The sequence below is a fragment of the Agrobacterium sp. MCAB5 genome, from assembly GCF_052114365.1.
In the GTDB taxonomy this organism is placed as follows: Bacteria; Pseudomonadota; Alphaproteobacteria; order Rhizobiales; family Rhizobiaceae; genus Agrobacterium; species Agrobacterium tumefaciens.
This window is the reverse complement of the sequence record NZ_JBFREP010000001.1, coordinates 481,528-504,352: the sequence shown is the minus strand read 5'-3', so window position 1 is coordinate 504,352 and position 22,825 is coordinate 481,528. Positions and strand designations below refer to the sequence as shown.

The 22,825-nt window shown below is 58.3% G+C and carries 23 protein-coding genes; 2 read left to right on the top strand and 21 right to left on the bottom strand.

From position 1 onward, the window contains the following. Positions 1-105 precede the first annotated feature (105 nt). On the top strand, positions 106-1,470 hold the full coding sequence (locus AB4Z23_RS02485) for a metallophosphoesterase (RefSeq protein ID WP_112496693.1): 1,365 nt from the start codon (positions 106-108) through the stop codon (positions 1,468-1,470). A 21-nt stretch (positions 1,471-1,491) separates the two neighbouring features. Here AB4Z23_RS02485 and AB4Z23_RS02480 read toward each other — a convergent pair whose 3' ends face one another. The 6 genes from AB4Z23_RS02480 to AB4Z23_RS02455 form a co-directional block, all read right to left on the bottom strand. After that, complete coding sequence (locus AB4Z23_RS02480; protein WP_034501827.1) at positions 1,492-1,848, bottom strand: hypothetical protein; 357 nt, start codon at positions 1,846-1,848, stop codon at positions 1,492-1,494. Between the two features lie 253 nt (positions 1,849-2,101). Then, entirely contained in the window at positions 2,102-3,190 is a 1,089-nt protein-coding gene (locus tag AB4Z23_RS02475) for an ABC transporter ATP-binding protein (RefSeq protein ID WP_013635492.1), read from the bottom strand. A 21-nt stretch (positions 3,191-3,211) separates the two neighbouring features. Continuing rightward, on the bottom strand, positions 3,212-4,867 hold the full coding sequence (gene bglA / locus AB4Z23_RS02470) for a beta-galactosidase BglA (protein WP_421477969.1): 1,656 nt from the start codon (positions 4,865-4,867) through the stop codon (positions 3,212-3,214). 36 nt (positions 4,868-4,903) lie between these two features. After that, on the bottom strand, positions 4,904-6,064 hold the full coding sequence (locus AB4Z23_RS02465) for a carbohydrate ABC transporter permease (protein WP_112290869.1): 1,161 nt from the start codon (positions 6,062-6,064) through the stop codon (positions 4,904-4,906). Position 6,065: 1 nt separating this feature from the next. Then, complete coding sequence (locus AB4Z23_RS02460) at positions 6,066-7,079, bottom strand: carbohydrate ABC transporter permease (RefSeq protein WP_065661359.1); 1,014 nt, start codon at positions 7,077-7,079, stop codon at positions 6,066-6,068. Between the two features lie 106 nt (positions 7,080-7,185). Continuing rightward, positions 7,186-8,547 carry an ABC transporter substrate-binding protein gene (locus AB4Z23_RS02455; protein ID WP_038489846.1) on the bottom strand — a complete coding sequence of 454 codons (1,362 nt, stop codon included), beginning with the start codon at positions 8,545-8,547 and terminating at the stop codon, positions 7,186-7,188. 275 nt (positions 8,548-8,822) lie between these two features. Between AB4Z23_RS02455 and AB4Z23_RS02450 the strand changes: the two genes are divergently transcribed. Continuing rightward, positions 8,823-9,848, top strand: coding sequence for a LacI family DNA-binding transcriptional regulator (locus AB4Z23_RS02450; protein ID WP_003515127.1), 1,026 nt, complete (start codon positions 8,823-8,825; stop codon positions 9,846-9,848). A gap of 9 nt (positions 9,849-9,857) precedes the next feature. On the opposite strand, the gene folD is transcribed toward AB4Z23_RS02450, so the two are convergent. From folD to flgK, 15 genes are all read right to left on the bottom strand, one after another. Further along, positions 9,858-10,757, bottom strand: coding sequence for a bifunctional methylenetetrahydrofolate dehydrogenase/methenyltetrahydrofolate cyclohydrolase FolD (gene folD / locus AB4Z23_RS02445; protein ID WP_112290872.1), 900 nt, complete (start codon positions 10,755-10,757; stop codon positions 9,858-9,860). Between the two features lie 77 nt (positions 10,758-10,834). Further along, a complete protein-coding gene (locus tag AB4Z23_RS02440) occupies positions 10,835-12,610 on the bottom strand; it encodes a hypothetical protein (RefSeq protein ID WP_421477862.1) in 1,776 nt (591 codons plus the stop codon). Positions 12,611-12,723: 113 nt separating this feature from the next. After that, positions 12,724-13,398 (bottom strand): WecB/TagA/CpsF family glycosyltransferase, encoded by a 675-nt coding sequence (locus AB4Z23_RS02435; RefSeq protein WP_013635485.1) that lies wholly within the window; start codon positions 13,396-13,398, stop codon positions 12,724-12,726. A 177-nt stretch (positions 13,399-13,575) separates the two neighbouring features. Then, on the bottom strand, positions 13,576-14,112 hold the full coding sequence (locus AB4Z23_RS02430; RefSeq protein WP_003515123.1) for a hypothetical protein: 537 nt from the start codon (positions 14,110-14,112) through the stop codon (positions 13,576-13,578). Continuing rightward, positions 14,112-14,480, bottom strand: coding sequence for a hypothetical protein (locus tag AB4Z23_RS02425; RefSeq protein WP_003515122.1), 369 nt, complete (start codon positions 14,478-14,480; stop codon positions 14,112-14,114). Before AB4Z23_RS02425 ends, AB4Z23_RS02430 begins: the two co-directional genes overlap by 1 nt. 29 nt (positions 14,481-14,509) lie before the next feature. After that, positions 14,510-15,067, bottom strand: a complete 558-nt coding sequence (locus tag AB4Z23_RS02420; RefSeq protein ID WP_003515121.1) for a rod-binding protein — start codon at positions 15,065-15,067, stop codon at positions 14,510-14,512. 115 nt (positions 15,068-15,182) lie between these two features. Beyond that, positions 15,183-15,602, bottom strand: coding sequence for a hypothetical protein (locus tag AB4Z23_RS02415; protein WP_003515120.1), 420 nt, complete (start codon positions 15,600-15,602; stop codon positions 15,183-15,185). 15 nt (positions 15,603-15,617) lie between these two features. Continuing rightward, complete coding sequence (gene fliR / locus AB4Z23_RS02410) at positions 15,618-16,373, bottom strand: flagellar biosynthetic protein FliR (protein ID WP_003515118.1); 756 nt, start codon at positions 16,371-16,373, stop codon at positions 15,618-15,620. Next, positions 16,370-18,457 carry a flagellar biosynthesis protein FlhA gene (gene flhA, locus AB4Z23_RS02405; protein ID WP_003515116.1) on the bottom strand — a complete coding sequence of 696 codons (2,088 nt, stop codon included), beginning with the start codon at positions 18,455-18,457 and terminating at the stop codon, positions 16,370-16,372. The genes fliR and flhA overlap by 4 nt, the downstream gene beginning before the upstream one ends. 159 nt (positions 18,458-18,616) lie before the next feature. Further along, a complete protein-coding gene (locus AB4Z23_RS02400) occupies positions 18,617-18,883 on the bottom strand; it encodes a flagellar biosynthetic protein FliQ (protein ID WP_003515115.1) in 267 nt (88 codons plus the stop codon). 49 nt (positions 18,884-18,932) lie between these two features. Further along, positions 18,933-19,403: a flagellar hook assembly protein FlgD gene (gene flgD / locus AB4Z23_RS02395; protein WP_003515114.1), complete on the bottom strand. Its 471-nt coding sequence runs from the start codon at positions 19,401-19,403 to the stop codon at positions 18,933-18,935. Continuing rightward, positions 19,394-19,843, bottom strand: a complete 450-nt coding sequence (flbT, locus tag AB4Z23_RS02390) for a flagellar biosynthesis repressor FlbT (protein WP_003515113.1) — start codon at positions 19,841-19,843, stop codon at positions 19,394-19,396. Before flbT ends, flgD begins: the two co-directional genes overlap by 10 nt. Next, complete coding sequence (flaF, locus tag AB4Z23_RS02385; protein ID WP_003515112.1) at positions 19,840-20,184, bottom strand: flagellar biosynthesis regulator FlaF; 345 nt, start codon at positions 20,182-20,184, stop codon at positions 19,840-19,842. Before flaF ends, flbT begins: the two co-directional genes overlap by 4 nt. 34 nt (positions 20,185-20,218) lie before the next feature. Next, positions 20,219-21,322 (bottom strand): flagellar hook-associated family protein, encoded by a 1,104-nt coding sequence (locus tag AB4Z23_RS02380; RefSeq protein ID WP_421477861.1) that lies wholly within the window; start codon positions 21,320-21,322, stop codon positions 20,219-20,221. Positions 21,323-21,325: 3 nt separating this feature from the next. Next, positions 21,326-22,804: a flagellar hook-associated protein FlgK gene (gene flgK, locus AB4Z23_RS02375; protein WP_003515109.1), complete on the bottom strand. Its 1,479-nt coding sequence runs from the start codon at positions 22,802-22,804 to the stop codon at positions 21,326-21,328. Positions 22,805-22,825: the final 21 nt, after the last annotated feature.

Sequence of the window (22,825 nt, the reverse complement as noted above, 5' to 3'; positions counted from 1 at the left end):
CGTCTCTTAAACGCCAAACTTGTCATGCGGCTGTGATGATCGCCCTATAGGGGCTTCTCAGCCAGCCGCGGGACGATCACGCATTTCAAGATGATGGGGCCAGACATGACGATTTTCTCAAGCAAACGCCGTGACGTGCTGAAGCTTATGGCTGGCACCGCCATACTGCCGTTGATGGTGGTGGCAACGCCGGCGGAGGCGCAGGATGTGGCCCTGCGTGCAATCGTGATTTCCGACCTGCATTCGGCCTATGAGCGCATCGGGCAGCTCCTAGCAGCCATAGAAATGCGCATCGCGGCTGACAAGGCACCCAACATTATTCTTCTGAACGGCGACCTGTTCGAAACCGGCAATGCGGTGGCGACACGGTCGTCCGGCGAAATCGAGTGGACGTTCCTCTCGGCGCTCGCCAGGCTCGCGCCCACCGTCATCAATATCGGCAACCATGAACCGGATATCGATAACGACCTCGCCAATTTCGTCCGTCGTGCCCGCGCGCTCGGCATCACCGTGCTGTCCAACATCATCGACAAGCGCAGCGGCGCACCCTATGCACCGGCCAGTGCGGAGGTGAGTGTCGGCGGACGGCCGGTCGTCGTTGCGGGCCTTGCCACCAACGCGATCAATACCTATCCGAAGGCGACGCGTGAGATGCTGGATATTCCGCAGCCTGTGGAATGGGCCAAGGCGAATCTGCCTGCAATCGTCAAGCCGGAGGCGATCAACGTCGTTCTCAGCCACGCCGGTGTCGTTGCCGACCGCGATATCCTGCCGTTGCTGCCCGATGGCACCCTGCTGGTCGGCGGCCACGATCACCTGAACTTCGTGCATGAACAGGGTGCGACGCGCTATGTCCACACGGGCTCATGGTGCACATCCATGGCCATTGGGACGATCGAAGCTTCTGGCAAGGCGCCGACGATCGAGACCGTCGCCATTGACAGCGACGCCCCCTCCTCCCCGGCGCTCAAAGGCCTGATCGAACAGACACTCGACAAACATCTGACGGCAGAAGAGAAGGCGGTTGTCGGCAAAACGGAAAAGGCGATGACAGTTGACGAGGCCGGACGCCGTGTGGCGCAACTGATCGCCACAAAAACCGGCGCGGATGTCGGCTTCATAGGCCACACCTCCTTCGGCGCTGGTTTGCCAAAGGGTGATATCCGCCGGTACGATTTCAACGCCTCTCTGCGTTTCGACGGCAAGCTGATGGTAACGGAAGTGGATGGCGAAGCGCTTGCGCAAATCCTCAAGCGCTGCAACCAGGACGGCGACATTCCGCTTGCTGACCGCACCGGCGATTATCTCTACGCCATGCCGGAAAAACCGGTCGCAAGAGAGCGCTACAAACTGGTCTGCAACGACTGGTCCGCCACCAACCAGAAATCCTATTTCGGCCGCAGCGATCTTGCCTTTGCGGAAGTGCCCGATGTGAAGCTGAAGCAGACGGTTCTGGGTGGGCTTTCCTGAAGCCGGAGATTCTCCAGCCCCTTAGAAAGACCGGATATCGAGCTTCCGGTCCTTATGCGCCGGATGTGTGCTGAACACGAAAATGCGGTCGAGTTCCTTTTGCGTCAACATGCGCAGAAAACGGACGTGGATGGTGTTGTTGGCGTTGACGCGCAACATAACGCAGCCGATCTTGGTGATGCGGGCGTCGGGAATATCCAGATAGAACTGGTTCGGAAGATTGTATTTCGTCAGCAGTGCCAGCACGGCCTCGGTCTGGGAAATGCGAATGACGTCGCAACGGCGAGCGGCCATATGCATGACGGCCTTCTCGGTATATTCGATGCGCGCCGCATTCATGGTGTCTTCCATGCGAAACCGGCCTTCGCGGTCGTACATGAAGGATTCTTCCTTGGTCAGGTAACTGTTCTTGATAACACCCGCACTGCTCTGCACGCCCTGACCTCCATGCTCTTTCAACGTCTCCAAGATTAAAACGTAGTCTTTAACAATTCATATCAGCGTCACCTTAAACAGACCGAAGACGGAACATTTTTGGCATTTTTCCACAGCGGCAAAATATCATGAAAAAACCCCGGAACGGGACGTTCCGGGGCATGTTTCCTGAAGCTCACGGCCATTGTCTCCGCAACTATCTGCGGTAGTTCTTGCCCTCGGCATCAAAGAGATGGAGCTTTGCCTGCGGTGCCGCAAAACGCAGGGTCTGACCCTTGGCGACGGATACGATGCCCGGCACCTTGACGATGATCGGCTCCTGCCCCTTGGGCGCTTCGAGATAAAGCAGGGTCACTTCACCGAGAGCCTCGACGATCGCGACTTTTCCCTCGAAAAGATAATCGTCGCCGGTGACGATGCTCAAATCCTCCGGCCGGACACCGAAGCTCGCGGCCTTGCCCTGCTCGGTTGCAGGCGTGGGAACGACGATGTTCAGCGTCTTACCTCCGGCAAGTTCGATCGAAGTCCGCTCTCCGGTTACGGCAATTTTTGCCGCAATGATGTTCATGGCGGGCGAGCCGATGAACCGCGCCACGAAGAGGTTGGCGGGGTTTTCGTAAAGTTCCAGCGGCGGGCCGACCTGTTCCACACGACCCGCATTCAAAACGACGATACGGTCGGCCAGCGTCATCGCCTCCACCTGATCGTGGGTGACGTAGATCATCGTCGTGTCTGCCATCTGCTCATTGAGCTTGGCGATCTCGATGCGGGTTGCGACGCGCAGCGCGGCATCGAGGTTCGACAGGGGTTCGTCGAACAGGAACACCTTGGGATTGCGGCAAATGGCACGGCCGATGGCGACGCGCTGGCGCTGGCCGCCAGAAAGAGCCTTGGGCAAACGCTCCAGATATTGCGTCAGCTGCAGGATTTCGGCAGCGGCGCGCACGCGACGGTCGATCTCCTGACGGTTCTCCTTGGCGATCTTCATGCCGAAGGCCATGTTGTCGTAAACAGTCATATGCGGATAAAGCGCATAGGACTGGAACACCATGGCAATGCCGCGACGCGAGGGCGGGATTTCATTGACCAGCTGTCCGTCGATGAACATTTCGCCGCCGGTGATTTCCTCCAGACCCGCAATCATGCGCAGCAACGTCGATTTCCCGCAGCCGGACGGCCCGACGAAAACGATGAATTCGCCCTGTTCGATCTCCAGATCGATGCCGTGCAGGACTTTTACCTGCCCGTATGATTTGCGGATATCCTTGAGAACGAGACTTGTCATGGGTTGTTCCTCCCTGCTCTATCAGGCGTAACGGGCGAAGAAAGCGCCCCATGCCGGAAGTTCTACGCTTCTGCCGTCCACACCGTTTGCAAAGCCGTGGCCTTCGAGAACCTCCCAGTTCCCTTCCGGCAGCGTCGCCTTTGCCGGTGTCGCGGACAGATTGAAGAGGCACAGAACGGTTTCGTTGCCGAGCGTGCGGGTGTAGCTCAGCACGTCGCCCTCCACTGGCTGGAATTCGATGCCGCCCTTGGCAAAAGCGGGATGCTTTTTGCGGAAGGAAAGGAAGCGGCGGTAGTGCTCCAGCACGGATGCCTCATTGCCCTGTTGGGCGCGGACGGCGCGCTGCTTGTGTTCGGCCGGAATGGGCAGCCAGGTCTTGTCCGAGGTCGAGAAGCCGGCCTGCGCATGGCCCGCATCCCACACCATCGGTGTGCGGCAACCGTCGCGGCCCTTAAATTCCGGCCAGAACTGGATGCCGTAGGGGTCCTGCAAATCCTCAAAAGCAATATCGGCTTCAGTAAGGCCCAGCTCTTCACCCTCATAGATGCAGACGGAGCCGCGCTGCGTCATCAACAACGCCGAAAGCACCTTGGCGAAAGCATCCTTATCCTCGACATGCTCGCCCCAGCGGCTGACATGGCGAACGACATCGTGGTTGGAGAAAGCCCAGCAGGCCCAGCCTTCCGGCGCCGCCCTGGCAAAATCCGCCTGGACATCGGCAACACGCTGTGGCGTGAGCGCATCCGGCGCCAGGAATTCGAAGGCGTAGCACATCTGCATCTTGTCGTCGCCGGAGGTGTATTCACCGACGATTTCGAGTCCGCGCTGACTGTCGCCGACTTCTCCGACGGCGGCGATGTCCGGAAACTCGTCCAGCACGGCGCGGAAGCGTTTCAGGAAGGCGATGTTTTCGGGGCGGTTCTTGTCGTAGAGATGTTCCTGGAAATTGTAGGGATTGACCGCAGGTGCCGTAGAGGCGTTGCGGCGCTCCGGCGCCAGCGCCGGGTTGTCGCGCAATTCCAGATCATGGAAATAGAAATTGATGGTATCGAGGCGGAAACCATCGACGCCGCGCTTCAGCCAGAAGCGGGTGATATTGAGCAGTTCTTCCTGAACTTCCGGATTATGCAGGTTGAGATCCGGCTGCGAGGTCAGGAAGTTGTGCATGTAATATTGCATGCGGGTGGGGTCCCACTGCCAGCCGGAGCCGCCGAAGATCGACAGCCAGTTGTTGGGCGGCGTGCCATCCGGCTTGCTGTCCGACCAGACATACCAGTCCGATTTCGGATTGTTGCGGCTGGCGCGGCTTTCCACGAACCACGGATGCTGGTCAGACGTGTGCGACATGACGAGGTCGATCATGACGCGGATACCCAGACGGTGCGCTTCCGCGATCAACCCGTCGAAATCGGCAAGCGTGCCGAACATCGGATCGACATCGACATAATTCGAGACGTCATAACCGAAATCCTTCATCGGCGAGGTGAAGAAGGGCGAAATCCAGATGGCGTCGGCACCGAGACCGGCAATATGCGCCAACCGGTCGGTGATGCCCTTGAGATCGCCGATGCCGTCGCCATTGGAGTCCTGATAGGAGCGCGGGTAGATCTGATAGATCACGGCGCCGCGCCACCAATCCTTGTTGGGCGTCAAAGCGGAAGTCACCGGAGCGGTCATAGTCTCATCCTGTCTGGTATGGGCGTTCATGGATAATCAGCCTCCCTTGACGGAGCCTGAGAGCAGGCCACGCACGAGATAACGTTGAAGGGCAAAGAAGACGCCAAGCGGCACGACAATGGTAACGAAGGCCGAGGCGGTGAGGATTTCCCAGTTGCCGCCGCGCGAACCGAGCAGCGCGTTTAGCGCACCGGTCAGCACCAGCTCATCCTTCTGCGTGCCGAGGAAGACCATGGCGACAAGCAGGTCGTTCCAGGTCCACAGGAACTGGAAGATGGCGAAGGAGGCGAGCGCCGGGAAGGACAGCGGCAGGATGATCTTGACGAAGATTTCGAAATCGCTCGCGCCGTCGACACGCGCACTTTCGATGATCTCTTTCGGCAGGCCGGAAATGTAGTTGCGCAACAGGTAGATGGCGAGCGGCAGACCGAAGGCGGTGTGCGCCAGCCAGATGCCGGCATAGGTCTTGGACGGTACGCCGAAGATATTGCCGATTTCGTTGTAGAGTTTCAGGAGCGGTATCAGCGACATCTGCAACGGTACGACGATCAGGCCCACCACCATCGCAATCAGAAAATTGCGGCCGGAAAAGCTCATCCATGACAGCGCATAGGCGGCAAAGGCGGCGATGAGGATCGGAATGACGGTTGCCGGCACGGCGACTGTCAGCGAGTTGACGAAGGACTGGCCGATGCCTTCCGAGGTCAGGACGGTTCGATAATTGTCGAGTGTGAAGACCGGCGGTGTCGCGACGGAAATATAGACGCGCTTGCCGCGAGAGCCCTCGAAGCTTGAGGCCTTGCTGTATTCGTAGGTGCCATCGGTGTTGACGAGCAGCGTTTCCCCGTCGCCGATATCTGCCGCTTCACCGGCTTTGAAGGCCGTCGGCTCCTGCACGCGAACGCCGAAGGCTGCAACCTTGCCCCCCTGTCCGCTTTCAAAAACATTACCTGATATGACGTAGCGGTTCCCGTCCTGCCTCTGCACGGCAGCGTCGGCAAGGCGAACCGCCGCGGTCTGCTCGGAACTGGAAAAGGCCGTCCACCAGCCCGACACGGTGATCTGGTCCTTGTCGCGCAGGGAACTTACGAGAATACCGAGTGTGGGCAGAAGCCAGAGAAGCACGACGACCAGCACGCTGGCATGGACGATGAGGCGCGGCAGGCCGACGCGGCGCAGACGTTTTACGATATCCATCTCAGCGGCCCTCCATCTCGCGGTTCGCCTGGCGGATGTTCCAGACCATGATCGGGGTGACGGCCGCCATGATGATGAGCGCGATAACAGCACTTCGGCCACTGTCACCGCCGCCGCGGAACATCCAGTCGAACATGAGATTGGCGAGAACCATGGTGTTCCACTGACCGTTGGTCATGGTCAGCACGATGTCGAAAACCTTGAGAACGAGAATGGTGATCGTCGTCCAGACGACGGCGATGGTGCCCCAGATTTGCGGGACCATGATCTTCCAGAAGATCTGCCAGCCATTGGCGCCATCGATGACGGCCGCTTCGATTGTCTCTTCCGGAATGCCGCGCAGCGCTGCCGACAGGATGACCATGGCAAAGCCGGTCTGAATCCAGATGAGGATGACCATCAGGAAAAAGTTGTTCCAGAAGGGCATGGAAATCCATACCTCCGGGCTGCCGCCGAAAAACTCGACGACGGCGTTGAGGAGGCCGATCTGCACCTGACCTTCGGCGCGATACTCGTAAATGAATTTCCAGATGACGGAGGCACCGACGAAGGAGATCGCCATCGGCATGAAGACGATGGATTTGGCGATGTTGCCCCACCAGATGCGGTCGGTCATGACGGCAATAACGAGGCCGAAGAAGGTGCAGGCGGCCGGCACCACGGCCAGCCAGAGGATGTTGTTGAAGATCGATTGCCTGAAGCCGGCATCGAAAAATGCCCAGCGATAATTGGCAAGACCTACGAATTCGGCGCCGGTCCGGTCATAGAACGAGAGGATGAGCGTCGCGATGACGGGATAGACCAGATAGACGAGAAGAAGGAGAAGAGCGGGGCCGATGAACAGCCAGGGCCTGACCGACGCGCGGCGGTTGAGGTTGCGGGATGCCTGCAACACGTCTCCCGAGCGGACGGGAAAGATTACCTGCAACAGTTTGTCGGATAGCCAATAATAGGCAGCGCAGGCAAAAACGCCGGCCACCATGACGCCGATGGCAGAAACGAGTTGTTGAGCCATGTTCCCTCCCTTGATCCTCTCCGCGCCGCGCTGATTTTATGCGGTCGACGGCCGTTCCGTTGGCAAAGGCCCGGCGGCATCACCGCCGGGCCAAGCTCTTTTGAGGTTACTTCAGGCCGTCCCAGGCCTTCTGGATATCGGCAGCGACCTGATCGGCCGACTTGCCGCCGACGAAATCGATCATGCCGGTCCAGAATGCACCCGCGCCGATCTTGCCCGGCATCAGGTCGGAACCGTCAAAGCCGAAGGTGGTCGCGGAGGTGAGGATTTCACCCTGGCGCTTCATCTGCTCATTGGCATAGGTATCGACATTCACACCCTTATACGGCGTCAGGAAGCTGGACTGTGCCATCCAGACTTCATGGGCGATCGGGGTTTTCAGGAAGTCGACGAAAGCCTTGGCGGCGGGCGCTTCCTTGGTAATGGTGACGAGCGTGCCGGCGCCCAGAACTGGCTTGCCGAGTTCCGGCTTTGCGGCATAGGTCGGCATATAGAAGAAATCCACATCCGTTCCGACCTTGGTACCATCAGGGAAGAAGGACGGCACGAAGGACGCTTGATGGTGGAGGTAGCACTTCGGCGGAATGTCGAAGAGACCCTTCGGGCTGTCGCGGAAGTCGGTGGAGGCCACAGCCGCAACGCCGCCGCTGACATATTTTTCGTTCTTGGCGAATTTGCCGAATTCATTGATTGCCGCAACTACGGCCGGATCGGTGAACTTCACCTCGTTCGTCGTCCATTTCTGATAGACGTCGAGTGGCTGCGTGCGCAGCATCAGGTCTTCCACCCAGTCCGTTGCCGGCCAGCCGGTCGCACCGCCGGAACCGAGGCCGATGCACCAGGGTGTGCCGCCATCGGCAACGATCTGGTCCGTCAGCTTGAACAGGTCTTCCATGCTCTCGGGCACTTTATAGCCCGCTTCCTCGAAGTTCTCAGGTACGTACCAGACGAGCGACTTCACGTCGGCCTTGAAGGGAAATGCAAAGTAAGCCTTGTTGCCATCCTTGCCCTTGTAGCTGCCGAGATCAACCCAGGACTGGCCAGCGCCGTAATTGTCCTTGACCCAGCTTGCGGTCTCATCGCCGAGCGGAACCAGAAAACCCTTGGCGGCGAGATCGGCCAGAAGACCGGGCTGCGGCAGGATGGCGATGTTGGGCGGAGAACCAGCCTGCGTGTCGATGACGATCTGCTGTTCGTAGTTTTCCGAGGAGGAATAGCGGACGTTCACGCCGGTCGCGTCGGAGAAATAGGCCAGCACCGTCTGGAACAGCGCCTCGTCCTCACCGCGCCAGGGCCCGAAAATCGTCAGCGTCTGACCTTTCAGGTCGGCATGGGCCGCCTTGAAGTCTTCGTAGCTTTTCCAGTTGAACTTGGCATCCTGACCGGGCGCGAATTTCAGATCGGCGGCAAAGGCTGAACCCGACAGCAGCACTATAGAAGCCGCCGTCGCCAAAAAGGTCTTCTGCATGTGATTTACCTCCCATCACATAAAAGGCTCAAAGCATCTCCCATAAATCAAAGCGCTTTGGCTGCCTATTCATCTCATTGTCATTGAGAAGGAGTCAAGAGGCTCTTTCGCTGGACATGCCGCATTGTCGTATGAATAGTCATACTTACTTAGAAAGGCGGCTATCGTTTTCGATTGAGAAAACCGGCAGGGACTGGTAAAAAACTAAAGCGCTTTGGGAGTTAGAGGAGAGGCTTTTGCCATTTCCGATGCGCGCGCATGGAGGAAAAACAGACATGAACCTGAAACAGTTGTCGCAACTGCTGGGGATTTCTCAGACAACCGTCAGCAGAGCGCTCAACGGATATCCCGAGGTGAGCGCAGAGACGCGCCGCCGCGTCATGGAAGCCGCCGAAAAGACCGGATATCGCCCGAATGCCGCGGCGCAACGGTTGGCGACCGGCAAGGTCGGCTCCATTGGACTGGTCATGCCGGTTGGCGAACATCACCGCTCGGATGTGCATTTCGGCGAATTCCTGAGCGGTCTAGGCGAAGAAGCGGCTCGCAGCGGATTTCACCTCGTCATCACGCCCACGGAGCCGGAAAAGGAACGGGAAGCCCTGCGGGGGCTGGCGGCGAGCGGCAGCGTCGACGGCATCTACCTCGCCTATATGAAGAAGAACGACGCCCGCATCGCCATGATGCAATCGCTTTCCCTGCCCTTCCTCGTCCATGGCCGCTCCATCGGCGTGGAAGAGGATTATCCCTTTCTCGACGTGGACAATGAGGCCGCATTTCGCGATGCGACCCAGCTGCTGCTTCAGCTTGGCCACAAGCGGATCGGGCTTCTTAACGGGCCGGAGGGCTACGACTTCACCTTCCGCCGCTGTCTCGGGGTGGAAAAGGCACTGACGGCAAACGGGCTGACATTGCGCCCGGAAAATACAAGACACAGCAGCATGACCGACGAGGAGGGTTATCTCGGCATGGAAGCGCTGTTGTCACAGCCGGAACGACCAACCGCCATTGTATGCGCGAGTACCGCATTGGCACTCGGCGTGATCCGCTCGCTCAACCAGCGCGGCTTGAAACCGGGCAAGGATATTTCGCTGATTGCCCATGACGATGTGTTGCCGCTGTTGAAGCCCGACAATTTCTCGGTGCCGCTCACCACCACCCGCTCATCCTTGCGGGCGGCGGGGGTGCGTGTCGGGCAGCGCCTGATCAACCGGATCAAGCTTAACCAGACCGAACCTCATCAGGAACTCTGGAAGGCGGAACTTGTCGTCCGCGCCTCCACAGGACCGGCTCCGAAAGAGTAACTACCGATTTCAGAACTTCGGTGCGGTCTTTCCAAGCGCGCGATAGGCGGCGATGACGGTGTTGGCCATCAGCATGGCAATCGTCATCGGGCCTACGCCGCCCGGAACGGGGGTGATGGCAGCAGCGACTGCGCTTGCCTCATCATAGGCGACGTCACCGACCAGCTTCGATTTGCCTTCACCCTTTTCCGGAGCGGGAATGCGGTTGATGCCGACATCGATGACGGTCGCGCCGGACTTCACCCAATCGCCCTTCACCATTGCCGCGCGACCCACCGCCGCCACGAGAATATCGGCCGTCTTGCAGACGGTGGCGAGATCCTTGGTGCGCGAATGCGCCATCGTCACCGTGGCGTTGGCATTCAGGAGAAGCTGGCCCATCGGCTTGCCGAAGAGGTTGGAGCGGCCGATGACCACGGCGTTCAGGCCGGAAAGATCTTCGCCGTGAATGCTGCGCACCAGAAGCATGGCGCCGGCTGGCGTGCAGGAGATGAGGCCGGTTGCGAGATCGCCGGTCGCCAGCTTGCCGGCGTTCAGCACGCTCAGGCCATCCACATCCTTCTCGGGCAGGATCGACTGGATGATCTCATCGGAATTGAAGTGTTTCGGCAAAGGAAGCTGTACCAGAATGCCGTGGATGGAGGGATCGGCGTTCAGTTCGCCGACCAACTTCAGAAGCTGATCTTGAGTTGTTTCTTCCGGCAGCGTGTGCTGAACGGAATTGAAACCGCATTGCTTGGCTGTCTTGCTTTTGGAATTCACGTAAGCGTGGCTGGCCGGATCGTTGCCGACGATGACAACCGCGAGACCGGGCTTCACACCCTGTTCCGCCTCAAGCGTTTCTGCCGATTTGCGGACCGCCTCCGTTACCGAAGCCGCCTTTGCCTTTCCGTCAATCACAACTGCCATGCGTCCTGCTCCTGCTGGATTACGTTGGCCCCGTATGGTGCCGACTTTGCAGGAATGCAAGCAAAAATGCAGCTTCGTCAGGCAGTTTTGCGGTAGTCGTCGCGATGCTCGGCGTAATCGGCGAGGCGCTCCCTCAAGAGCGCCAACTCGAGTCTCAATTCCGCCAATTCCTCGGCTTCGGCCTGCTCGTGATCGAAATGCCCGGCAAGGGCTTCACTGAGCAAGGGCGGCAGCTCCGGTGTCGTCTGGGGGGTATTCCTGACGGTGCGGTTGCCCATCAGAACCTGCCGCACACGCTCGTCCAGCGGAATGTCATCGGTATCGAATCCGCTATCGTTCGCCGCCCCGGCGTAATAGTCCGCGAACTCAGCCTCCGGCTCGAATTCGCTATCCGCGGCCAGTTCTTCCAGATCATGGAACACATCCGGCTCGATCGGCTCGAACTCGGGAAACTGCCCCGATTGCTCAGGCGCTTTTTCGGAGGGCAGAACGTGCGCATCATCAAAGACGAGTGCCTCCTCCTCGTCATGGCGACGGTAGCTCAGGAGATACAGGCTGCCCAACAGGCCGAGCAACGCGCCACCGCCTGCCAGCATCGCGGCTTGTGTGAGGTCGCGCGACAATTCGCCCGGTCCGGCCTTCCTGGTGAGGCGGGTCTCAACGGCGGTTGTGGTGGATGAGGACATGTCCCGACGCTCGCTCGCCTCAAGATAGGCATTTCGCGCCGTTTCCAGTTCACCCTGCAATCTGGAGAATTCACCGGGCGTGACACCAAGGCTGCTCAGGCGGTCGAGATGTTTCGTTCGTTCGGCGTTCGCGGTTGCAACTTCCTGTGCGACGCGCTTCTCATCGGCGCGCAAGCCATCGACCAGCTGACGCAATGCGGGAGCGACAAGCGCCTGCACGGCGTCTACGGCATTCTGGGCGGCGATGCGGCGGGGATGTTTCGGGCCGTAATCGACCGAGACGCCTGAAAGCGCCATGCTGGCACTTGCATGTCTTTGCCTGATGTCCTCAATCACAGAGAAAGCAGCGCCTGACGGCAGGGGCTTTGACAATACGTCATTCGGCTTGAGGCCGGTGGCCACCGCCAGATCCGTCTGAAGCGACTGCTGCTGCTGGGTCGTCCCCGCAAGGCTGTCATTGAGGTCGCGCAATTGCTGCTCGAGTTGCTGCACTTCCGCCAGGACGGTCTCGCCGTGGCGCATCTGGAAACCGTTCAAGGCGGCTTCCGCCTCGTCCAACCGGGTGCGCGCCCGCTCCGTCTCGCGCATGGCGGGCGTCATGGTGCCGGCCTTGCCATCCGCCATGACACGCATCGAAAGATAATCCGTAAGCCGCATCGCTGTTTCCGGCGTCGCTGCCTTCGAGGTTACGATCAGCGTGTTTTCATCTGGCGTCAGTTCCAGACGTATCGCCTCGCCCACAGCACCGTTCAATGCTTCACGTGGGGAAAGCGAACGGGTATCCGCCCCGGTCAAAAGGTCGAAAAGCAGGCCAAGTTCGCCCTGATTGCGAACGCCGACCATGTCGGCGGGCTTCAATTTGAGGTCGCCCGTTATACGGTCCAGACCGGAAGGAGAAAGCAGGGTGCGGCGGGCCATGGCAAGAAAGCGTGCCGCATCGGGTGCATCGTAGCCGGTCTGGGTAACCTCGACATGCGCCTGCGAAACATATCCGCGAAAACCGGAATCGATGAGCAGCAGCGGAAGTGCAGCCCCCACAACGGTGGCGGCGGCTACGCAACCGGCTGTCAGAAGCCGCAGACAACGTTTGCGAAATTGCGACGCAGGCACGGCAACACCATCCTCATCAGGGCGCGTCGCCATCATATCGGGACTGTGATCAACCATCTGAAGCCGTCTGCCACGCTCGGCGCCGCCCGCAACAGGCGGCTTTCAAAACCTTACGGGAGGTTAAAGGATCGTGGCAAACAAATGGTTAACGCGGGCCTTGCCGACCCGCCTCAGCCCTTGCCGAGCGCGATGTGCCAGGGCTCGGCGCAAAGGCTGTAAAGCCAGCTCATATGCAGCTTGCGAAAGATTTCGGGCATGCCAGCCACTTCGGACGCCAGCACCTTGAACAGGGGACCGACCGCGATGACGAGACGCGCATCATCGCGATTGATGCTGCGATGCAGCCATTTCTCCTGGTTTTCCGCAAGCATGCCCGCCAGCACGACATCCACCTTCACGCCCGAAGTATCCCGGTTCAGCATCACGAAATCATGCCAGGGCGCATGTGCGCGCAGCTTGGCGAGGACCTCTCCGACCTGTGCTGCATCATCCCCCGCAACGCCGATACGTTTCGGCACCGCCATATAGGTCAGAAGTGCCATGACGAAGGCAACGCCATCGATGGTCTCGGGCAGAGGCTTGCCGTGTTCGGCGCGTGCGGCGGCATTCATCCCCCTGCCCTGCGGCAGAAGCAGACAGCTTTCCAGAATCTGCCTGTAAGCAATGTCCTTGAGGGACAGCCTGGCATTCTGGATGGTAAGAAACGAGAGCATCGTGTGGCCATCACAAGCCGAAGCCTGGCCGCTGACCATTTCCAGCGCCGCGTTCCAGTCCAGATCACAGACGCGCAGTCCGTGAATATTCCGTTGCGATCCCGTCCGCGCAAAATCTGCCGCGAAATTCATGCCAGCCCCCGAATGCCAAATCCACCGCCGCCAATCCGGCGCATGGTTTGCGGGACGGCAGCTCATGGGTCTGTTTATACAGGTACTGGTTGAATTTACCCTGAAGGCAACCGATCGAATATTTCGGAAAATAGAAAGGGGCGATTAACCAGACCGGTGGCCTGCACCGCGCCGCCGTTAGTGGCTTGGGGCCGCTTCTTTTCCGGTGTCGACTTTCTCGCCTTCGACAAGCTTGACCGAACGGGGCGAGCCGTTGCCCTTTTGCTCGCGAATATCGGCCTTAGACAGATAATCGAGCTGCTCGATCAGTACGTCCCCGACCACCTCGTCTCCAAGTTTCTTGTTCAGCCCCTCTCGGATGCGCTGCTTGAAGACATCAGGGTCGAAGGTGGAGATATTGGCGATGTTGACCATGGAAGAACCCGCAAGAAGCGTGAAGAGTTCGTCGGTCATCAATTGCGTTGCGGGCAGTTCGATCTTCGCCATCTTGTCCTTGTCGACACGCAAGGAAATGCGGCTGAGGAAATAACCGTTCACACCACCGTCATTGATGACGGGGATGGTGATGCTTTCGCCTTTGACCAGTTGCAGACTTGCCTTTTTCGCCCCCGCCTCATCTCCCGACGAGGGGGCCGTCGCCATCTGGACGGAGAAATACACCGCGCCGAGCGTGACGGCGCAAACCCAGACGCCGGTGAGAAGAAGCTTCAACATCAGGAGGCTGCGCCGTACATGAACTGTTCCTGGGAATAGGTGCCGTCCGTATCGGCTTCCTGGATCGCGGTCTTGAGAAGATCCGCAACAGCGCGAACCGCATTCAGATGCGCCTCCACGCGGCTGGCATTGGTCGCGAGCTTGGACTTGATGCCCTGCACCTGATCGAGATGTCCGGCGGCGATTTCCTCATGGGGGGTATCGCGGAACAACATCGTCAACTCATAGAGGCAACGGCTTTTATGGGCATTGGAGACTTTGAAATCGAACTGGGGGTCCTTACCGATATTGTCATTCTCATTGTCGATGATCATTTCAAGACGGCCGAGAACGGATTTGATGCGGTGGTCGTTCGACATAAGGTCCATGCTTGTCTCCTCGTTATGATTTATCATGCTCAAGCCTCGTCCGTTTTATCATTGGAAACGCCGAGGACCTGCCTTTCGAACTCCGCCACCATCCGAATTGCAGCATTATGGTCTTTGTCATTCATGGATACGTCGGTAATGCCTTTGCTCTCGGCTTTCCGCAACGCATCCTTGTAGGCCTGTTCTGCAATGCCAACGCCGCCATTTCTGGAAATCGTGTCGGCAAACTGTTCCGCCATCATGCTTTTCCAGATCTCGCCGGCGTTGCCCTTGCCGTAGACCTCCTCGCTGTCTTTCGGCAGCATGTTGGCAACGAAGGTCTGAAGCACGGAAGCCTCATACTTGCGATATGTTTCCGGAACTTCGGTACGGGCAGAGCGGATGTTGGTATTGCCGAGACCTGCCTTCGAGGTGGCGCTGTCAAGCATATCAATGGCAGCGCCAAAGCCCTTGCCCGAATCGGCAAGGCTCGTCGCAGCGAAAGCCGCCTTGTTCGCCTTCAATTTTTCCTGGGCGACCTGCACTTCCTGAGGGTCCGCAGCGCGAACCACATCCATCACCAGATCGCTTATAACCGATATCGCCACGTCCAGAACTCCCGAGCTGACGAACGGGCGGCATTAAAACCGGGGCGTTCGCTCAATCAAGAAACACCGCTGAACACGTCTCTCTGGACGCCCAACGATGCAACAACGGGACAGACTATGGATCGCCAACCTTGCTGGAGGCTGGTGTCCGGGATGCGTTCGTGATTTCTAACAGATCATAGATTGCATTGTCGTCGGCCTCACGATCCTCGAGATCGCGGGCGAGATGCATCCTGTCCTCCAGCCGGTCGGCCTTGGTCTTTTCCTTAAGCACCTTGTTTTCCTGCAATTGCTGCACGCCGGAGAGCTGGCGATCTTTGACGACAAGGCGGCCGTAACGATCCGAATAGTGCCTGGAGAACGTCTGGTGGACCGGCTCCATGGAACTCATCGCTTCAAGCACGTTCTCCATGGATTGCGCCACTTCGGCACGCACGCGGGTGGTGTCGGCCAGTTCAACCTCGGCCATTTTCTCCATGTGGCGCTGGACCGTTACCAGGCGCTTGAGTTTGGCCGAACGCTTGTCCGAAGCCATGGCGTTTTCTCCAGATCAGAAGCCGATGAAGACCGGGCCGAAACCATCCACGAATTGCCGGATGAGGGCCGCGATCGACAGGTAAAGCATGAAAATACCGCCCGCAAGAACGAAAGGCGTCGATATGAAGTAGACTGGGATTTGCGGCGCCAGCTTGTTGATGAGGCCGACCGCAACGTTGAACATCAGACCGTAAATTACAAAGGGGCTGGCAAGCCGCAGCATGATGGAAAAGGAGGCGCGCAGCGTGTCTGTCAGGGTTATCAGCATCTTCTGGCCGCTGATGAGCGCGCCGACCGGTGTCGTGGCGTAGGAATCGACCAGCGCCCGCAGGACGATATGGTGGAAATCCAGGATGAACAGCACCATGAGCCCACCGAAGGTGATGAAGTTCGATATCTGGTTTTCCTGCACGTCTTCAACGGCATCCGCTCCGCCGGGAGCGCTAAGCCCGATGGATGCGCCGATGAGCGCGCCCGTGAACTGGAAGCCGAGCGTGTAAAACCGCGCGATCAGCCCGTACATTGCGCCAATGACGATCTCGGTGAAGATGAGGCCGACAACGGCGCCCTGGCTTGCGCCGGAGACTTTCGGATAGATCGTATCCCACAGTACCGGCAGAAGCGCCATGGACACCGCAACGCACAGGAGAATGCGTATCTGCGGCGAGATGCGCGAACTGGAAAAGCCCGGCATGGTCATGAAGCAGGCGCCGATACGGCAAATTGCAAGGAACAATGCGATAATTGTCCCTTGCGGGTCGGTTATCATGAAATGGCGCCCAGAATCTTGATCTCCAGCCCCTTGGCCAGTTCCACATGCGAGAGAACCGGCAGGGTCGCAAAGAGTCGTTCGATGATCATGCGCACATAGGACCGTGTTTCCGGCGACGTGACAAGGACAAAGGGTAGTCCGCGATCCATGAATTCACGGATAACTTTCGATGCCTGCTCGGAAAATTCCTCGAGATGGCGGGGATCGATATCGAATTCGACGATTTCGCCCTTTTGATCGCGCTTGAGCGCCTGATGGAAGACCATGTCCCATTTATTGCCGAGGCGAAGCACACGCAATACGCCATTGTCGGCAAGATCGCCGCAGAGCTGCTGCGACATGCGCACCCGTACATGTTCGACGATCTGCTCGGTCTTGCGCACATGCGGGGCAAGTTCGGCGACCGCTTCCAGAATGAGATGCAGGTTGCGGATCGACACACGTTCGGCGAGCAGCAGTTTCAGCACGGCCTGCAGGCCGGAATAGGACATGTGCGACGAGCAGATTTCGTCGGCAAGCTTCTTGTATTCCGGGTCCAGCCTGTCGATGAGGATCTTGACGTCCTTGTAGGACAGCAATTGCGGGAGATTGTTGCGAATGACCTCGCTCAGATGCGTCAGCACCACAGAGACATTGTCGATCGGGTGGAAACCTTCGCGCTTCAAATCCTCGGTGAATGTCTCGAGAATGGAAACGGCCGGCATGCCGAAGGCGGGTTCGCGGATTTCGTCGCCCGGAATGCTCGGCTTGCGCCCTGCCCCCGTCACGACAAGAACATCGCCAACGCGCAGATTGCTCGACGCGATCGTCGTGCCATGGACACGGATCTGGTAGGCCTTTTCCGGGATCATGATGTCGTCGGAGACCTTGATCTCCGGCACGACGAAGCCGTATTGGGTCGCGAATTTCTTGCGCATCTTGCCGACACGGAAAGCCAGTTCCTGATGCGCACCGAGGAGGCGGGTCGAAACCTGCTTGCCGAGGGCAAGTTCGATTTCGGACGTCTTGAGGACCTGCTTGACGGAGTCCTTTTCCGCTTCGTTGGTCTGGAGAACCTTGTCCTCCTCTTCCTGACGGCGCTGCGCGCTTTCCGCTTCGACCTGGCGCGGAATATACCAGCTGCCGAAGGCCATGATGCCGCCCAAAAGCGTGAAGGGCAGGAAGGGCAATCCCGGCATGACAGCAAGAAGCCCCATCAGCATGGCTGCGACCATCAAGGCACGCGGATATCCGCTCAGCTGATTGATGACGGCCTGATCCGTCGATCCGGAGGTGCCGCCGCGCGACACCAGAAGGCCAGCCGCCAGCGACACGATAAGGGCCGGGATCTGCGAAACGATACCGTCGCCGACCGAAAGCTTTACGAAAACATCGGCAGCCTCGCCGATCGGCATGCCGTGGCGGAAGTAACCGATGATGATGCCGCCGAAAATATTGATCGCGGTGATGATCAGGCCGGCGATCGCATCGCCGCGTACGAACTTCGAGGCACCGTCCATCGAACCGAAGAACGAGCTTTCCTCTTCCAGTTCGCGGCGACGGCGTTGCGCTTCCTTTTCATCGATGATGCCAGCGGACAAATCCGCATCGATCGACATCTGCTTGCCGGGAATGGCATCCAGCGTAAAGCGCGCGCCGACTTCGGCGATACGGGTGGCACCCTTGGTGATAACGATGAAGTTGACGGTGATCAGGATCAGAAAGACGATCAGACCGATCACGAAGTCGCCCGACATGACGAGGCTGGAGAAGCCCGCAATCACGCCGCCCGCCGCCGTGGGCCCCTCGTTGCCGTGCGAAAGGATGACACGCGTCGTCGCAATGTTCAGCGACAGGCGAATCATGGTCGCGATCAGCAGCACGGTTGGAAAAGACGAGAAATCCAGCGGACGCTGTATCCAGAGCGCCACCATGAGGATGAGGACCGAAAGTGCTATGGAAAAGGCCAGACCGACATCCACCAGAACGACCGGAATGGGCAGGAACAGCACGCAGAGGATCGACACGATGCCCAATGCGAAACCGACATCCCGCATGCTCGGGCTTACCTTGGGCAAGGAAATGACTGGTGGTTGCGCCATAAAATCGTCCTGTCTCTTCATGAGAAGGGCGACGGAAAAGCCGCCGCACGGTTCCGCGGCACCGGTTTTCTAAAATCGCTGACGCAATTCAGCCCGATGCTTCAGCCTATCCCTAGTCGCTGAAGCTTGCGCGAGGATGGCATCCAGACGGGACGGGCGTCAGAAGCCCGACTGAACCCGCGAAAAGACGAGATTGGAAAAAAGGGCGATCTGCGCGCCCACAAACGGGGCGGCAACGCCGAGAACGATCATGATCGTTACGATTTTAGGGACAAAGGTCAGCGTCATTTCCTGAACCTGGGTCAGGGCCTGGATGAAGGCGATGGCGACACCAACGATCATGGCCGCGAGAACGGCGGGACCGGCCGCGACGAGAACCGTCCAGACTGCCGCCTGCATGATATCAAGCGCATCGGCCTCGTTCATCGTCGCATCCTTTATTCCGGAAAGGCGGCATCATGCCGCCTCTTCAATGTCAGGAACCTGCCGGCACGTCCGAATCGGTGCCGCTATCAGGTGTAGTCGCGATCGGACCGTTCGAGAAGGTCACACCGGCCTGCAGCAGCACTTTGTCACCAGCTTCTGTGATGGCGACGACGCCGTCCGAATAGACTTCGACTTCCTTTACCACGCCGGTGACCTTGTCGTCGGCGCTCTTGACCGTTTTGCCAACCAGGTCGGAAGCGCGCGTCAGGGCTTCGGCCTGCAGCATGCTCTTCAGATGGGTGTTGGTCTTGATCGTCTGCTCAACCTGCGAGAAGCTCGCAAGCTGCGACATCTGCTGGCCGGCATCCATCGGGCTGGTCGGATCCTGGTTTTTCATCTGGGCGATGAGAAGCTTCAGGAAGCTGTCGTAGTTAAGCGAGGCCGCGCTTTTGTCGTTGCTGCTCGCCCCGGCATTTGCCCAGGGGTTAGAGGCTGCCGACGTGACTGCATCTACCGCCATGGTGCGATCTCCTTGCGAATCTGCTCGATCGTTGCGGGGGTCATTTCCTGATTGTTGAGGATCTTTTCCTCGGTCGGGTACAGGCCACGAATGGCCTTCAGCGCTTCGAAAGCCTTACCCGAGGCAACCAGACCGTCGATACGCTTGAGTTCGGCCAGAATCTCCTCATGCTGGAAGCAATTCAGCAGCATGCTCACGGATTTACGGAACAGGTTCGTCGACTGTTCGCGTCCTTCCGGGTTGATGAGGATCATCTGGGCGATGAAATAAAGCTGTCTGAGCGGCGTCGTCGCCTGCTCCGGCTGCAGGACGTGGTTTTCAAGCAGGAACGTGACATCGTTCAGGAATTCGAGGGCCACCTTGCGATCCACCCGCAAAACCGCGCCGTTGATGAAAATCTTTTCGCCCGATTTCAGCGAGATTCGAAGTGTACTTTTCATTTCAGTCCATCCCTGATGATGGTTGTCACGTCAATTATACCCTGGAAATTCGTCGACTGACGTTTCCGGATCAGTTCGCACTCTTTCAAAATCCAGATCGCGATAGAAATCAGATTTGCCCTGAGTTCCATGGCCAGCTGGTTTTCGGGCTGCTTGAGGTCCTCAATGAAGCGGATCCAGACCCGTCGAGTGTAAAAAAGCGCTTCGATCGTGTGGCGCTGGGAAGAGGAATCCTTTGCCTCCACCAGTAGATCGATCGATTTTGTCAACGCCTGCCGCTCGCGATCCTTCGCATCTGCGACACCATCCTCCATGATTTCGGCGTAGGAAAACTGGTACATTCATGTATCCTTTATCTGCCGCCACCCCTGTTCATCAGAGGTAGTTTACCAGACTCATTTTTTGCAGACGCGACGTAAGGCTGTAGGCAATTTCAATCTGCTGCTGGAGCAGATCCAGGCGTGTCTTCACCTCGTAGGTATCGATCCCCTCGATATCCAGCAGATGAGTCTCGATGATCTTTTTCTGGGCGGCGAGCGAGTCGTTCGCTTTCGAAACACGGCTTTCGGAAAGGCCGAGCTGGCTCTGCTGCTGGTTCAAACCACTAATGACCGTGCCTATATTGGTCACCGACCTGGTTGCCACCAATTCGCGAACGTCGCTTGGGACCTTGTCATCAAGGAACGTCATCGCCGTCATTGCTGTCATCGCGAAATAACGCATGCCCTGCGAGTTGCTGTTGGTCGATGTCTCGACCACCTCGTTCTGGCTGATGCGGCTCGTCATGTTCGTGTCGCTCGCCTTCGACCCATAGGTCGTCCAGAAATCGTAATTCTGGCCGGCCGTCAGATCGCTGTGCGGTGGGTTCGTAACCGGCGTAGTACCGTTGAACACGCCTTCGATACGGGTCATGAATGCCGCGGCCTGATCCTTGGACAGGTCGGCAATGTTACCGACCGCAGGTGTCTGTGCGGCCATGAACGCGTTCAGCTCAACCTCATAGGCTGCCTTCAGCGTCGATCCGTCGGCAAAGTAGTCATCGATAGGCTTCACATCCGTATTGATGCCGGAAAACAGAAATTCGCCACTGACTGCCGTATTGGCAAAACCGGTGAAGGTGTTGAACGCATTCGAAATGGTTTTGGCGACCGTTGCCAGCGTTGGTGCTGCGCTGCTGGTATTCGGAACAAGAACCTTCTGAATTTCCTGGGCAGCCTTTGCCATGCCATCAAGTGCCGCCTGAGAGGACTTGAGGCGCTGCGTGGCGATGGAATTGACGCTGACGAGCGAAGAGAGACGATCGACATCGCGATTAAGGTCAAGACTGCGGGCCGTGTTGGCACCCAGCGTCACGCCCAGGTCCGCATGTTTACCCGTGGTCAGCTCGGTATTGAGGTTCGTCATCTCAAGCTGGGCCTTGAGGATGGTGCTGCGCATGCTGTTCTGCATCGCCAGCGATGAAATGAAGGACGTTTTCATCTATTACCTCACCATATCCATCAGCGACTTGAGCATGTCGTCGATGGTGGTCACCAGCTTCGTGGCGGCCTTGTAGGATTGCTCGATATCCATGAGCAGCGAAAGCTCCTCATCCAGGCTGACGGCAGTATTGTTCGAATAGGAGGTGGCGGAGCGCTCATAGAGCGCGCTTTTCGCTTCGTTTGCCGAAGTTGCGCCGGATCGTTCCTGTTCGAGCCACCCCACCGAGTTGGTGCCGTATTTCAGGATGCTTGTATTCGTATCGATACGTGTCGACGCGGCAAAATTCATGGGCGCGTCAAAAGCAGTGACATAGCTGTCGATCAGTGCGGAAAACCCGGTTCCGCCTGAAGTTGTGCTGTTGATTACATAAGCGGTACCGTTGATACCGCCGTCGCGCAACAATTCCGGGTTTCCACCTTTGGAAATAATTAACGCAGGGTTGACGGTAATGCTCGCAGCGAGCCCGGGAGAGACAACACCGCTTGCCGGAATGGTTGTGGCCGCAGGCGAGCCGTAGGTGAAGAGGCCTGGCATCTTCGGCAGCGTGCTGGTCGGGCTGGCCGGCTTTTCCGCAAACATGGTGATGAGGCCGCGCGCAATTTCGTCGAGCTGGCTCTGCATGGTTGGCGCCAGGTCGTCACGAACCTGCATCAGACCCTGAAGCGAACCTTCCGCTGTCGTGTTGCTGCCGCTGCTCGCCTTGATCGCGACGCCATCAACGTAGATCGCGTTGCCCGTGACCGTCGCGTCGTAGCCCGGCTGCGCCTTGAAAGTAACCTTGCGCGGCACGACTTCGAACAGGGTCGCGCCATCCGCCGTGTAGAGCGCCACGTCGTTGTTTTCACGATTGACGACATTGATCCCGATGATGGACGAAATGTCCTTCAGCAGCGTCTCGCGCTGGTCGAGAGCATCACTTGGATTGCCGCCGATCGCGGTCTGCGCCTTGACCTCGTTGTTGGCTTCCTCGAATTTCGCGAGCAGGCCGTTCAGCTTGTCGACCTGAAGGGACATTTCCTTGTCGGCACGCAGGCGCATCGCCTGCAACTCGGACGAAGCCTTGTTCAGGGAATTGGCGACGTCCACGGCGGATGTCACCGCCGTCGCAGCAAGCGCGGAATCGCTCGGCTTTGAGGCATAACCGTCAAGGCTCTTCAGCAGTTCCTTCATATAGGTGGCAGGCGAACTCTCGTAATCGTTGCCGCCGAAAAGGCTTTTCATCTCCTCGAGCCCGGTCAGAACGGTTTTCTGGCCGGAAGCGAGGGATGCACTGGAGATCGTCTGCCTCAGGAGGCTCTCATTCTGGGCACGGCCGTTGGCGACAATACTTGCACCTGACATGGTCGTGCCGAGAATGGCGGTTCGCTTGACGTAGTTCGCATTACCCACATTGGCAATGTTTTTCGAAGTAACGTCCGTCTGCTTACCTGTATTGTTGAAGATCGACTGCGCAGTATTCATTGCTGACGTGAGCGACATTCATTTGTCCTCGTGAGAATT